Below are 12,990 nucleotides of genomic sequence, written 5' to 3'. Positions count from 1 at the left end.
AGGTCTTGATCACCCTGCTGGCACCAGCGCTCCGGCCGTCCCGTCGTCCTCATCGTCCTCATCGTCGTCTCGTCGTGCGAGCTGCTTGTCGATGGCGTCAGTGATCGCCTTGTCCGCGCCTCGCACGGCGTGCTGATAGATCATCGCGGCTCGTACGTTGTCGTGGCCCATGCGGGCCATCAGGTCCTTGAGCCCCGCGCCGGACTCCGCGGCGAGCATGTTGCCGGTATGCCTCAAGTCGTGGAAGTGGAGACCGCTCAGGCCATCTCAGCGACCACGTCGACCCAGCGGGTCCGGGTGTTGAAGCCGCTCCGACGGATCGGGCCACCCTTCGCGCCGGGGAACATGAGCGCGGCCGGATCGTCCTTGACGTAGGTCTCCATGTGCTCCCGGAGGATGGGGACGATGCTCTGCGGGATGCCGACCGTGCGCCGACCTGCCTTGGACTTGGGCGGCCCGAGGACCAAGCCGCCGGCTGACCGCTCCACGAAGGCCACGCGGATGCGGACGGCGCATTCGTCGAGGTCGACGTCCATCCGACGCAGCGCGCTGACCTCCCCCCAGCGCAGGCTTGCGAACGTGGCCAGCAGGACCATGGCCCGGAAGCGGCGATCTTGCGTGGAGTCTGCTCGTGCGTCTATGCCCATCTTCCACAGTGCCCGTTCCGCTTCCGCGCGGGTGAGAAAGATCTCAGGGTGGGTGCGCATCTCGCCGTGCCATTGGAAGCGCAGCCGGTAGGCCCGGTCCCTGAGCTTGCGAACGTTGCCGATCGGACGACGTCCCACTCCATCGGCCAGATCGAAGACCTGAGCGACGGTGAGGACCGGCCGTTCCTCAGCGTGCTCGTCACCGGCTCCGCGGATGCGGCAGGGGTTGCGGGGGATGATCCGGTCGTCCTCTGCGGCGGTCATGAGCACGGCCCGCAGCAACCGATACGCCTTGGCTGCCATCCCGACCGAGACACCCTTAGAGAGCAGGTCGGCCCGCCACTGCCGAACGCTCGCGGTGGACAGTTTGCCGACCGCCACATCACCCAGGTACGGGACTATGTGCTTCTTGAGCAGCCAGCGGTACAGGTCGACGGTTCGCGGTCGCAGGCCGGGACGCTGGCTGATCCACGTCTCGGCGTAGTCCTTGAGCTTGACCTTGCTGCGCTCCGGGTCGATCCACTCCCCCTTGATCATCTGAGCTTCGATCAGGGACAGCGCCCGCTCGGCGTCCGACTTGCGCTCGTAGGTCTCCGTGCCGGAGCGCATCTGCCCGTCAGGGCCGGGATAGCGGATCTGGAAGCGCCCGGACTCTCGCTTGCGGATGTTGCCGAAGTGCCGATGGTTGTCCTTGTTCGCCATCAGGCGGCCCTCCCGGTCGCGTCGAAGGTCGTCAGGGGCTCGACGGTCCCCGCGACGACGAAGGCGATCAGTGCTGACTCGCGGATGCGGACATGTCGCCCGATCTTCACGAACTCGATGCGGCGTTCGGCGATCAGCCGGCGGATGAAGCGTTCAGAGGTGTGGAGCAGTTCGGCCGCCTCAGGGACGGTGTGCAGATCGTCCACGGTCACTCCCCCTCAGGCCGCTTCCGGAATTGCCGAAAGATCTTGACCGCTGGCTCTCGCTTCCAACTCGCGGAGATGAGCCCGCCACAGGTTGCGTTTCGCCACGGAGCGCAGGAGCCGGACGCCGAGGGGATCGAGATCGGGATCTCCGGCCTTCACCGGCCGCCAGGCGTAGCGGCGGACGTCGACCGGCTCGTCAGGTTGACCGAGTGCTTCGAGCACCCAGGTACGGCGGTCCTGCTTGTGCTCAGCGAGCGTCTTGTTCGACCACTTGCGGGAGACCAGCACGCGGCGACCGGCGTAGCCGAGGTGGTCAGGCTTGTGGGCCTTGGAACGGCACTGGCCAGGAGACATCCCCCGCTTCGCGCCCTTCGGCTGCACGCCGTACCGGAGCCAGTTCGGGCACGTCGGCGAGCACGGCTCGTAGCGGAGGGCATCGACGAAGCGGGCCGCGTGCTGCTGGTGGGCTTGACCGTCGAGGGACTCGCCGAGGCTCTTGGTCAGGTACTTGCTCAGGTAGCGGATGCACTGGTCGGCGTCGGGCGTGCCAGCGAGGACGCCCTGAACGTCGACCTGCGCGCCGAAGCGGATCACGTGCAGGGGTTCGGCCTCGTCCTGGTCGAGCGTGTCGAGAGCCTCGTCCCAGGTCGGCAGGACCTCACCGGTCGTCGGGTCGAGGTAGCCCGCGCCCTCGTCCCAGACGGGCAGGTGATCGCCGTCGAAGGTGACGTGATCGGTCGACGGCCACCAGACCTGGTGATACGTGGCCGCTGCGATCTGCTTGATCTCAGCGCGGGGCAGCGTGCCCCGAATCGCCATGTGCAGGTGCGGAGCGAGGCGCTTCTGAGGCTCGACGCTCGCGAAGTACTGCACGTCATAGCCCGCGACGCGGCGGAGGTTCTGCACGAACCGGTCGACGAGCTTGGAGAAGTGCAGCGCGTCACGGGCCGCCCGCCGGTAGTCGTACGTCTCGGGGTCGATCGGAACGCCGTTCCTGACCTTGCCGTAGCTGGGCAGGGTAAGCGTGACGAACAGCGACGGCCGGTGCGTCTTGCTGTCCGAGCCGGTGAAGGTACGGCCGAGCGTGCTGTTCGCCATCTTGCGCTTGGGCAGGTCGGGGGCGTCCTGCCGCCGCCTGGTCGAGCGGTTGCGCTTGGCAGCCGTACGGCCGAGCACGCTGCCCCGCATGCCCGCCTCGTTGATCTCCGTGTCGAGCCCGCCAGGATGGCGTCGTGGTCGGCGGTGTCGTCGCCGGCCTTTTCGGCGGCATCCCGCTCCGCCTGGATGTCCGCGCGGAACTCGACGAGCCAGCGCTGTTCGTCGGTCGGCTCGTCGGGTGTGATGACCGGCTCGTGGTCGAGGTGCCAGCCCTCTCGGCACTGGGCCATGCGAAGCTGCCGGTTCCGCTTCGCGCAGGGCGGACACTTGCTCTCCATCGTCGCGCCGCACGGGACGTCCACGATCTCGCTCTTTCCAGTGATCGTGTCCAGTCGCCTGAGCGCCACGGGCCGGACACACACTCCGTTGATCTTGGCGATTTCCTCAGCGACGTCTCTCGCGAGCGGCTGTGCCATGCGGACTGCCCGAGGGGCTGAACGGTCGGTCAACGGGGCTCCTCTCCGGTCTCTGGAAACGTGAGCGCGGACTGCCCGCAGTTGCGGCACTCGACGATGCCTCGCAGCGGGTCGAGCCACAGCATGTTGAGCACCCCACACACGGAGCAGCGCAGCTCGTCGAGGAAGTGGGCCAGCGTCATCGAGCCTCCTCACAGTCGGCGACCATGGCCCGGATGTCCGCGTCGGAGACGTACGCGGCACGGACCCGGACGGGATCTGGGGTCGTTTCGAGCCGGACGTATCCGACGCCCGCGCCCAGGGCTGGAAGCGGTGAGATCTGATCGGCGAGCGCTCCTCTGTCGCGTGCGCCGTCGCCGAGGACCATGTCGACCTGTTCCGACTCGTCGAGACGGAGCGCGATCTTGTCGGGGAAGAGGTTGCGGATGTTCATGACCTCCTTGCGCGGATCCTGGAGGGCCGCCAGGACGCCCACACCGACCGCGCGGCCCTGCGTGGTGAGAGTGGCCAGGGCAGCCGAGATGCGCTGCCTCAGCTGCCTGTCGTGCTGGTAGGCCGTAAGGAAGGCCACTTCGTCGACGACGACCAGAACGAAGGGGTCGTCGAGCGTCGGGGTGTGGGAGCGCTGAAGACCGGCGAAGCGGGCCGCGCGCTTCTGCATGACGCTGACCACCTCGTCGAGCAGGTCGGCGCAGTCCCCCGGATCAGCGGCATATCGCGCGCCGAACAGGTCGCGGCCGAAGGACAGTTCCATGAGCTTCGGATCCAGCGCCCAGACCTCGACCAATCCTGCGCGTACGGCAGGGAGCAGGCCCCGGATGGCCGACCAGATGATGGATCCCTTGCCGGCCCCTGTGGCTCCAGCGACCAGCACATGTGTGCCGAGGAGACGCAGGAGCCACGGCGTGCCGTCCTCCTGCTTGCCTATCTCGATGGGTCCGACGCCTGGGGTATCAGGGATCGGGAGCGCCGGTATGAGAGTCTCCAGCGGGTCGCGCCGCGGGAAGGTCAGGACGAGGCGACCGGCGCTGACGATGCTCACGCGGCAGGTACGTGCGCCGAAGCCGTGCGAGAGGTTGTCGGTCCTGTCGGCCCAGTCCTTGACCGCCTGTCCATCGAGCATCTTCACGGTGATCCGGTCGGCCCACGCGTCAGAGGTGACTTTGACGAGACGCGGCAGATACTCGCGTCCACGGATGTGCCGGGCGAGCCCGGACACCGTCATGACCGGTTGCCAGTGGCGCCGGTAGATCCAGAACCAGCGGGCGAAGGCCAGCAACCGCCAGCCCACCCAATGGGCGAATGTGGGCCGGTCGACGAAGCCCCAGGCGACCAGGCCGACGAGGACCGGCGTGACGAGAAGGAGGGCGACGCGCCAGCCGTACAGGACGTGCAGCGTGACCGGAACGGCGACGACGGCGGGGACGACCGGATGACGCCAGGCGAACCGGAACAGGCCCATGACGAACCGGGCGGCGAAGATGACGAGAGTGATGATCGCGGGCGTCTGGACGACCGCGGGCTTGAAGACGACAGCGGTATCGGGCGTGGTGGAGACGATGCGGTGCGGCTCGTCTCCGGGCATCTTGCGGAACATTAGGATCGGTGTCCTTCCAAGCATTCACGTGTGTGGGAGATCCAGGGGCCGCCGGAATGCCAGTTCCAGCGGCCCCACTTGCGTGTTAGGCAGCCTTGTTCGCCTGGGTGCCGTGAACGCCCCTGAACATCCGCTCCACCGTGAGCACGAACGACACGGCCTCGCGGGCCAGGGACCGGGCGAATTCGACGTCGTCGGCCGTGATGTGATCCCTGGCCGACGTGGTGACGAGGACTTGCGTGCCGCCAAGGAGCAGCTCCAGGACGGGCGTTCTCTGCTTGTAGGAATGACTCTCGGCTTGGGCACCAGGAGCCGCCTTGAGACTGATCACACTCACCGCGTGAGCCTTGCGGCGGGCCATCAGGCAGCGTCCTTGGCACTCGCGACGTGCTTGGCATTGGCACGCGGCGGGTGCATGTCCGCCGCCTTGATCGAGTACGCCAACCGGCCGGCGGCGTTGACGTAGGGGGTCACCGTCATGCCGTCGAACTCGACCGGCGTGAACGGCATGCCGTTGGTCGGAGGCGGCGGAACCGGCTGAACCGGAGAGACGATCTTGACGGCCACGGTCTTCTGCGCCGCCTTCAGCGACGGGTCCGCGTCCATGACGGGGATCTGCCAGACGAGTTCACCCGTCTGCTTGTCCCGCGCCTGGACGACCCGATCGCCCGAGGAGGCGTCGAAGTCCTTGACCATCTCGACCTCACCGACGGCGTAGCAGCCGTATGGGAAGACGTGACCGAACTGGACAGGGATGGGTCCTTGCAGTGCCATGATGCGCTCCCGCTTGTCATGTTGTCGACAACTCGTATTGTCGAGTGAATCGAGAGTAGCACATGAACTTATCAACTCGACAATACGAGTTCCAAGATCTTCGCGTGATGAGGTGGTCTACCCTCGACGGCATGGCTGCGAGCTACGCAAAACAGGTGGAGTCCGCTGGATTGACCTGGGTTAGCACCACGGGCGGCCCGCACATTCTGGTGCCGGAGTCCTCTTGCCGGCACTGGCGTGGCGTCCCCATGGACTATTCCGATGATGAGGGGGACTACGGCCGAGCCTGCGCCGTGGACGGCTATATCGGGTTGATCGACGTAGGTAGGGTGCCCGCACTGGTCTTCGGGGACCATCCCGGCATGACTACGTATCTGCGATCGCGGAGAACGCTTGTCCGCTGGATGGGGGCAGACTCGGAAGCCGAGCTCCTAGGCGTCGCCATCGACGCGCTCGATTCACGGACAGTCCCGTGGGATGAAGAGCTGCTGTGGGACGTGCATGAGCCGGTGATCCTCTTCGACTCCTCATGCGCTCACGAGCACATCGCAGCGGAGGACCACCTGCTGATCGATCTCGCACCAGGCAGCTACACCGTCCGCGCCGGGTATGTCGACCGTCCGGACGCGAGTGCGATCCTCGTGCAGTTCACTCCGACCGCAGATCGTCAGAGCGAGTAGGCGTCCTCCAACTCGTGGAGATCTCCCGGCAGCACCAGGTCCACGATCAGGACCGGGCGGCCACCGCCGTTGAACACACTGGCCAGTACGCCCAGGACCGGAGCCGTCTTGCGTAGCCCCAGAAGCTTGGCCTCATCCGCCGAAGGGTGACGGGCGCTCAACCGCTCCGCGACGTGCTGAAGTTTGATCCCCTTGGCTGATTGAAGGTGTTGCCTGACGCCTACCGCCAGGGCCTCGTCATCGCCGAGGTCAGTCCCCTCCGCCACCTCGGCGGGGCACCAGATCGTCACGAGATCAATCGGCCGCTCCGATTCGCGAAAGAGGACGCGCCGCCTCATCACCGGCGATTGTTCGGAGAGCCCGAGGAGCTTTGCCACGTGAGCAGGAGCGGGAACTGTTCCAGCGTCGATCGGAGATCCGCCCTCGTCGACTTCGGCACGATCGAGCACGGCGCGTCCTGGGCGAGTGTTCTGCTCCTCCGAGACGGGCGGAGCCGCCTTGACGAAGGATCCCTTGCCATGCTCACGCTCGATGGTGCCTCGCAGTTGAAGAACCTGAAGCGCCCGTACGACGGTCGGCCGGCTCACGTTGAACTCGCGTACGAGCTGCGTTTCCGAAGGCAGCAAAGAGCCCGGAGGGTAGGTGCCGTCTGCGATTCTCTTTCTGATCGCCTGCACGATCTGGGCGTACTTCGGAGGCGCGAACTCTCCAGACGACATGACGACCACCCAACAACTCGACTTGTCGTGAAGTCTAGCGGTGTGGTCTCGTTCTGTCTGCCCCACAGGAAGGAGCCGGGGGAGACGACACCGACTGCGCGCAGCGCGCCTCCCGCGCTCTGAGACGCGGCGACACAGGACACCCGGAGTCGACCATGTCGCCGCGCCCGTCTATCGCGCCTGACCGGAGAGCAATGCAGCCCACACGGTGCGCGCTTCGCTGAGCGACCACCGAAAGGTCTCGTGGATCTCCGGCGCGCCGTCGAGCTGGAGCGTGCGACGGATGTACGCCACGCCGCCGGATTGGCAGAGTTCGTAGACCGTAGCCCGGCAGGTACATGTCCACGAGAGAACCCGCACGCGGCATTCTCCTGGGTAGGGCTGCTGCCAGGCGAGGCGCATGTGATCGGCTTTCGCCATGGCGACGTGAGGACTGAGACAGTCAGCGAGGACGATCACGACTCCTCACCGGTCTCCCCCGTCCGGCGGCAACGCCAGCAGTCGGCAGGCTGCCGCCCACCGTAGACGTGAGCACCCGACCCCTCCGCCACCACCAGAGCCCGACGAAGGCTGACGTACTTCCAGCCCCGTCCCGAGCACGAATCACATTGCGCTGCCATGCGACGAGGATTTCCCGATCTCATGTCGCGTCTCGCCTGCGCTCATGTGCCGCTTGTGATCATGCCGTCTCGATCTGTCTCGTCTTTGTCTCCTCTCTGCCGCCTCCCGCGGTTAACCTGGGCGTACCAGGTCCCCCAGACCCCGAGGCGCGCCCATGGCGGAGCAGTCGATCACGCTCAAGACGCTGTTGTGCGAACGGCACTGGCAGACGTACAGCACCTTCTGCAAGGAGTACGACAAGGCCGCCGCGAAGGTCGACCCGACTCTGCGTGGTGGTTACCCGAGCCGCGCGCAGCTCCACCGCTGGTTGTCCGGCGAGTTGAAGGGCCTGCCGTACTCAGATCACTGCCGGGTCCTGGAGGCGATGTTCCCGGGGCGTACCGCGAGCGAGCTGTTCGCCGCGTACGCACCCGAGGTACCCGCGCAACGGACGGCCCCCGAGCCGACGACGAGCGCGGGTTGCGCAGACGATACACGCCCCGGGCCGCAGATGGCCGATGTGACCGCTGTCTTCAGCAGCCGGTCTGCCTTCTCCGCAGCCTTTCCACCCTCGACGCTGTTCGACGGCGCCAAGGAGATCAGCGCGGCGGGGCTCTCGCTCAACGTGATCTGCCAGAGCTACCCGGATCACCAGCTCAAGCGACTGCTTGAGAGCGGCACCCGGATTCGCTGTCTCTTCCTCGACCCCGCCGGATCTGCGATCAAGGCTCGGGAGGACGAGGAGCGATACACCGACGGGACACTGACCACGCTCACCGCTCTCAACATCAGCATGTTGAGTCGTCTTAAGGCTCGGCTCACGCCGGAGGCAGCCGAGCGGCTTGAGCTTCACGTCTACGACGAGACGATTCGCTTCAACATCCTCATCGTCGACCGCGCCACCTGCGTCGTTCAGCCGTACCTACCGCAGGCCCGCGGAGTCGACTCCCCTACGCTCGTGATCACTGACAACACTGCCGCGGACGGACTGTTCCCCGTCTTCGACCAGGTCTTCAACGAGATGTGGGAGCGGAGCACACCTGTATGACCCTCGACACCCGGACCCTCCTGCCCATCGCCGAACAAGCCGTCACCGTCGCCAGCGAGATCGTCCGAACCAAGCTGCCCGGAGCCGTCACCGCCAAGGGCGATCGCGACATGACCACCGAAGTGGACTACGCGGTCGAGCAGGCCGTCCGAGAGTTCCTGATGGCAGAGACGCCGGAGATCGGATTCCTCGGCGAAGAGGAAGGCGGCAGCAGGATCGGAGAGGGCCTGATGTGGGTGCTCGACCCGGTCGACGGCACCGCGAACTTCCTACATGGGATCCCGCTGTGTGGAATCTCCCTGGGCCTGGTCGACAAGGACATGCCCGCCCTGGGCGTGATCGATTTGCCGTTCCTGAGCTGCCGCTACAGTGCCGCTACCGGGGGCGGGGCCAAGGCGAATGGGGCCCGGATACGCGTCACAGACATCGGCGATCTGGACGCTGCGATCGTCGCCATAGGCGATTACGCGGTCGGCATCGATGCTGAGGTCAAGAACCGCACCCGCTTCGCCCTCACTCACGAACTCGCTGCCCGCGTGCAACGTGTCCGCATGTTCGGCTCGGCAGCCGTCGACCTGGCGTGGGTGGCCGAAGGCAAGGTCGACGCCAACGTCATGCTCGCCAACAACCCATGGGACACCGCGGCCGGCGTCCTCATCGCCCGCGAAGCCGGAGCGACGGTCGTCGACATGAACGGCAGTCCTCACACCATGAACTCCAGAGCCACCATCGCAGCCAGCCCGAAGATCCTCGCCGACCTCGTCGAACTCATCGCCGAAGCGCAGAAGGCCGCAAGACTCAGCACAGAGATTGCCGAATAGTTCTTGTATGGATCAAGGGCGACGCTGCGCGCCGCCACGCGGCCCGCGCACGCCCGCACGCTGCGCGTGCGGCCTGGGGGCCGTTCTCGCGCGCGACGCGCGCGGGCCACGTACGCTCACTTCTCGCATCAGAGACCTTCACCACCACTCCTTCGATCGTCCGAGCGACTTCTTCTCTTACGTCGTCGCCGCCCAAGAGATGTCCCAACAACAAGTCCGATTAGTGCGGCGATCGACGCGGCTATCCACTTGCTTAAGAAGGCGGACCCCGAATCGGACGATCGAGCGCTAGGGCGGCCCTGTGGTTGCTCGACAGCTCCGGCGGCAGCGGCCGCCTTCATCTCCAAATTCAGATCCCCGATAAGGGACTCCAAATTGAGGTCTAGAGAAGTGCCGATTCTTTGCAACAATGTCGTTATTACAAATGCTATAAGCGTTATACCCATAACTGTCACGAGAAGGCCGCCAAGCCTACCCGCCCAGGTTCCGGGCTCCAACCCTGCTGGGTCGCCATTTACTAACATGGTCGCAAGCCAGAAGACCGCATCGTTGTAATTGGCGGGCCGATTAGCACAGTTCTTTGCGAGAATACAAGCAGCTTGCTCGGCGTCGGATATCGGCCACGCAAACAACGTGACGACCAAAAAGGTCATGGCAATACTAAGAAGCAGCATCTTTCCATGATGCACGCCATTCTCGCTCGGAATATTGACCCCACTCGGTGGGCCCTTTACTGGCACAATTGAGAGCCCTTGATCCGTTTGACGGCTCGGTAGGCGGAACATACCATGCATTGACGCAACCTCAAGCTTTGTCTGCTTCGAAGTCACAGAGATGTCTGGAACGACAAGATTGACGTCAAGCGCCTGTCCGTTCTCCAAGCTTCGGATATGTCGCTTTATGCTCTCAACCAGAGTAGTCGCCTTCCCCGGTTCTGCATGCAGGAGCCGCGTAGACCAACACTCAAGGGTGAGTTCCTTGACTGCGGCGCTCTCCATGGAATTACGAGACAACAAGAGGGAGCGTAGTACGCCAATACCCTCCATTAGCACAAAGCCTGCGATTGAGGCTACGGCTATACCGATAGAGAGAAGAGATGCATAGAGAGCAATAAAGCTCACTGTATTCCACTCGCTGGACAGCGTGCGCACGAAAAGGAGAGTCGAAATTGATAGAATGACCGGTCCCGATGGCCAGATGTAGGGCCACATCAGATCCAGCAAGCGGAGGATCGAATATGGAGCGCGACGGCTCGCTGGCTTTCGATAGGACTTCCGTTTGTCGAGCGGCGGTTCGAGAATGGCAAATGACGAATCAGATATCGATACTAATCGATTCTCGCTTATTGCAATCATAAGAATTATGGCAAGCGGTGCCCTAGCGCGCAGCAACCCAGGAACTCTGACCGGCCTGCAGAATTTTATTGCTCTTCGCCCCCAAGAGGCGCGAGCTACAGACCGTGCAGCGGAAAATGAATGCAGCGTGGGCTCGACGCCTCGAATCATGACGCAGCTCCGTTCAATTGAGCGCTGTTGTCAGCCTGACTGATGCTATGCAGGTGTGCGGACATTTTCGCCCTTCCCTGAAGATCTGATGCCTCCGGCGGGGCGCTCCGGCTCCGGGATGATCGCCCACGCCTGCGAGCCACGGGTGGCTGAGGTGGAAGCCTGATCATCACGCCCGCCATCGACCCGGGACAAGCCGAGCAGACCAGGGTCATGGGGCCAAGGTCGTTCGTCCGGTGGGCGCTCCACCTTGGCCCCATGACCCTGGCCCGCTTCCACTTCTTGCGGGTCGACGGCAGACGGGATGCTCAGGCGGGCGGGGTTGCACACTGCGCGAGGAACACCAGGTCACGGGCTGATCGTTGGGCCATTAGCGGGCCATTAGCCGAGGTGACTAGCGGTCAATCACGGTCACTCACGGCAGGAGCTTTATCGGCTCTGGCCAGGCATCCAGTCGTACGGTGACCGTGATCGGTGCGATTCCCAAGCTGACAGCGCGGGTTCGATTCCCGTCACCCGCTCTCCGAACGAAAAGCCAGGTCAGGGATGGATTCCCGACCTGGCTTTGATCGTTTCTACCACCGTTTCCGATCTTACGTGCCCGATCTCGCTCTTCCGGCTTCAGTGCCTCCTCAGCGAGCTTGCCGAGAGCGTCAGCGATGGCCCTGTCTCGCTCCACCGCGGTGCGCTGGTAGATCAACGCCGCCCGGGTGGACGAGTACCCCAAGCGGGTCATCAGGTCCCGTAGAGTCGCGCCGGACTGCGCTGCGAAGGTGTTGCCCGTGTGACGAAGGTCATGGAAGTGGAAGCCGCTGAGCTTGGCCTTCTTGAGCGCCGCCGCCCATACGCGGGTGAAGTCCGCGCGTCGGAGCTCTGCGCCCCCACACCGCACGCACCGAACGCGCCGACCGAACGCCGCACCGCCGCGTGATCAGGTCAGTCGTCCACATCGAGCAGCCCGGATGCCTCCGGGAACGCCTTCAGAAACTCGCGAAACTCGGGCTCAGACTCCGACTCCGCCCTCTCGCGGATCAGCGCGATCAACCTGAGTCGATCCTCGGCCGGCAGCTGACTGAACCTGTGGCTCATCCACTCCAACTGCTCCAGCGCGTCATCAGGATCGACAACCGAGTCATCCGCCGATTCCAGGAACCACGCCAGATCCACAACCAGCCCGGCCAGATTTCGGACCAGCGTCTCGTCTCCGTGCACCAGGTGATCATCTCCGAGAATGCGTGGCCGGACAATACGCCTCCGGCGGGGCGCTCCGGCTCCGGGATGATCGCCGCGCTACTGGGCGGGGGCCGTAGGTGGCTGAGGTGGAAGCCTGATCATCCCGCCCGCCATCGACCCGGGACAAGCCGAGCAGACCAGGGCAGGGGTCAAGGTCGTTCGTCCAGTGGGGCGCTCCACCTTGCCCCCCGGGCCCTGGCCCGCTTCCCCATGTGGGCAGGTCGACGGCAGACGGGATGATCAGGCGGGCATGGTGCGCGCGTCATGTGAGAGACGCCAGGTCGCAGGCTGATCGCCGTACAATTAGACAGGGTGACGAGGGGGCAACCACGGTCACTCGCGACCCGGTTTCAGCCCAGCTCAGAGCCCTCGCGTGCGGTGATCCGTGCAGTTCCCAAGCTGACAGCGCGGGTTCGATTTCCGTCACCCGCTCCGCTTCATGCCGTGACAGGTCCCCCTCTCGTGTGTGCATAAGGGCTGTCGCCCTTCCTCTGTAGTCTCTAGAGGGCAAGGAAGGGCGGGTATGACCGCACAACCGCAAGACTTCATCTCCGTCGGTGCGCCTCTGCCTGAGAAGAACCTGCGGGCCATCCGTGCCGCGCTGGTCATCCCAGAAGATCGCGAGGCTTTCGACGCCGGGCTCAAGGCCGTGCTCGACGAGGTCAGGGTGAGCCTGGATTTTGGAGCGCTGAACGCTTTCGTGCACCGCTGGTGGATTTCCGCGTGTGACACCGCAAAAGATCCTGAGGGGCGCCGTCAGATGCACATCCGAGCCCAGCAGGCCATGGCCGGCGAACCTCTTCCTCATGGGAGGTCGTGGCGGGAGATCCTTGCTGCTCGCGGGGTCGATGTCTAGGTGTTCAAGCTCATCATCGATCCCGTAG

16 protein-coding genes and 1 pseudogene are annotated in these 12,990 nt (G+C 64.7%); 4 read left to right on the top strand and 13 right to left on the bottom strand.

The features are described from left to right. Positions 1–9 precede the first annotated feature (9 nt). The 9 genes and pseudogenes from AB0J53_RS00455 to AB0J53_RS00415 all read right to left on the bottom strand — a co-directional run bounded on the left by AB0J53_RS00455 (position 10) and on the right by AB0J53_RS00415 (position 5,500). Positions 10–261, bottom strand: coding sequence for a tyrosine-type recombinase/integrase (locus tag AB0J53_RS00455; RefSeq protein WP_364168521.1), 252 nt, complete (start codon positions 259–261; stop codon positions 10–12). After that, on the bottom strand, positions 258–1,349 hold the full coding sequence (locus AB0J53_RS00450; protein WP_364167468.1) for a site-specific integrase: 1,092 nt from the start codon (positions 1,347–1,349) through the stop codon (positions 258–260). The genes AB0J53_RS00455 and AB0J53_RS00450 overlap by 4 nt, the downstream gene beginning before the upstream one ends. Continuing rightward, positions 1,349–1,555 (bottom strand): helix-turn-helix domain-containing protein, encoded by a 207-nt coding sequence (locus tag AB0J53_RS00445; RefSeq protein WP_364167466.1) that lies wholly within the window; start codon positions 1,553–1,555, stop codon positions 1,349–1,351. The genes AB0J53_RS00450 and AB0J53_RS00445 overlap by 1 nt, the downstream gene beginning before the upstream one ends. 12 nt (positions 1,556–1,567) lie before the next feature. Then, complete coding sequence (locus tag AB0J53_RS00440; RefSeq protein WP_364167463.1) at positions 1,568–2,743, bottom strand: replication initiator; 1,176 nt, start codon at positions 2,741–2,743, stop codon at positions 1,568–1,570. An 83-nt stretch (positions 2,744–2,826) separates the two neighbouring features. Further along, positions 2,827–3,129, bottom strand: a pseudogene (locus AB0J53_RS00435) (replication initiator); the annotation flags it as partial. 29 nt (positions 3,130–3,158) lie between these two features. Continuing rightward, positions 3,159–3,311, bottom strand: a complete 153-nt coding sequence (locus AB0J53_RS00430) for a hypothetical protein (RefSeq protein ID WP_364167460.1) — start codon at positions 3,309–3,311, stop codon at positions 3,159–3,161. After that, entirely contained in the window at positions 3,308–4,726 is a 1,419-nt protein-coding gene (locus tag AB0J53_RS00425; RefSeq protein WP_364167457.1) for an FtsK/SpoIIIE domain-containing protein, read from the bottom strand. The genes AB0J53_RS00430 and AB0J53_RS00425 overlap by 4 nt, the downstream gene beginning before the upstream one ends. A gap of 85 nt (positions 4,727–4,811) precedes the next feature. After that, entirely contained in the window at positions 4,812–5,087 is a 276-nt protein-coding gene (locus AB0J53_RS00420; RefSeq protein WP_364167454.1) for a hypothetical protein, read from the bottom strand. Further along, entirely contained in the window at positions 5,087–5,500 is a 414-nt protein-coding gene (locus tag AB0J53_RS00415) for a plasmid replication, integration and excision activator (protein WP_364167451.1), read from the bottom strand. Before AB0J53_RS00415 ends, AB0J53_RS00420 begins: the two co-directional genes overlap by 1 nt. A 131-nt stretch (positions 5,501–5,631) precedes the next feature. Here AB0J53_RS00415 and AB0J53_RS00410 point away from each other — a divergent pair, with 131 nt between their 5' ends. Further along, on the top strand, positions 5,632–6,180 hold the full coding sequence (locus AB0J53_RS00410) for an Imm21 family immunity protein (RefSeq protein WP_364167449.1): 549 nt from the start codon (positions 5,632–5,634) through the stop codon (positions 6,178–6,180). On the opposite strand, the gene AB0J53_RS00405 is transcribed toward AB0J53_RS00410, so the two are convergent. After that, on the bottom strand, positions 6,168–6,899 hold the full coding sequence (locus AB0J53_RS00405; RefSeq protein ID WP_364168519.1) for a GntR family transcriptional regulator: 732 nt from the start codon (positions 6,897–6,899) through the stop codon (positions 6,168–6,170). The genes AB0J53_RS00410 and AB0J53_RS00405 overlap by 13 nt on opposite strands. A gap of 775 nt (positions 6,900–7,674) precedes the next feature. Here AB0J53_RS00405 and AB0J53_RS00400 point away from each other — a divergent pair. Further along, a complete protein-coding gene (locus AB0J53_RS00400; RefSeq protein WP_364167446.1) occupies positions 7,675–8,547 on the top strand; it encodes a DUF5919 domain-containing protein in 873 nt (290 codons plus the stop codon). Then, positions 8,544–9,368, top strand: a complete 825-nt coding sequence (locus AB0J53_RS00395) for an inositol monophosphatase family protein (protein WP_364167443.1) — start codon at positions 8,544–8,546, stop codon at positions 9,366–9,368. Before AB0J53_RS00400 ends, AB0J53_RS00395 begins: the two co-directional genes overlap by 4 nt. Before the next feature lie 128 nt (positions 9,369–9,496). On the opposite strand, the gene AB0J53_RS00390 is transcribed toward AB0J53_RS00395, so the two are convergent. From AB0J53_RS00390 to AB0J53_RS00380, 3 genes are all read right to left on the bottom strand, one after another. Further along, the gene (locus AB0J53_RS00390) at positions 9,497–10,519 is read right to left on the bottom strand and encodes a hypothetical protein (protein ID WP_364167440.1); all 1,023 of its coding nucleotides are present in this window, start codon (positions 10,517–10,519) and stop codon (positions 9,497–9,499) included. Positions 10,520–11,288: 769 nt separating this feature from the next. Continuing rightward, positions 11,289–11,765 carry a tyrosine-type recombinase/integrase gene (locus tag AB0J53_RS00385; RefSeq protein WP_364167437.1) on the bottom strand — a complete coding sequence of 159 codons (477 nt, stop codon included), beginning with the start codon at positions 11,763–11,765 and terminating at the stop codon, positions 11,289–11,291. A gap of 44 nt (positions 11,766–11,809) precedes the next feature. Then, positions 11,810–12,085 (bottom strand): hypothetical protein, encoded by a 276-nt coding sequence (locus tag AB0J53_RS00380; RefSeq protein WP_219512632.1) that lies wholly within the window; start codon positions 12,083–12,085, stop codon positions 11,810–11,812. A 544-nt stretch (positions 12,086–12,629) separates the two neighbouring features. Here AB0J53_RS00380 and AB0J53_RS00375 point away from each other — a divergent pair. Next, positions 12,630–12,962 (top strand): DUF6247 family protein, encoded by a 333-nt coding sequence (locus AB0J53_RS00375; RefSeq protein ID WP_364167433.1) that lies wholly within the window; start codon positions 12,630–12,632, stop codon positions 12,960–12,962. Positions 12,963–12,990: the final 28 nt, after the last annotated feature.

This window comes from Nonomuraea sp. NPDC049725 (assembly GCF_040674795.1).
GTDB lineage: Bacteria > Actinomycetota > Actinomycetes > Streptosporangiales > Streptosporangiaceae > Nonomuraea > Nonomuraea ceibae.
The sequence above is the reverse complement of the archived record's forward strand: the minus strand, read 5'-3'. Positions and strand labels throughout refer to the sequence as shown.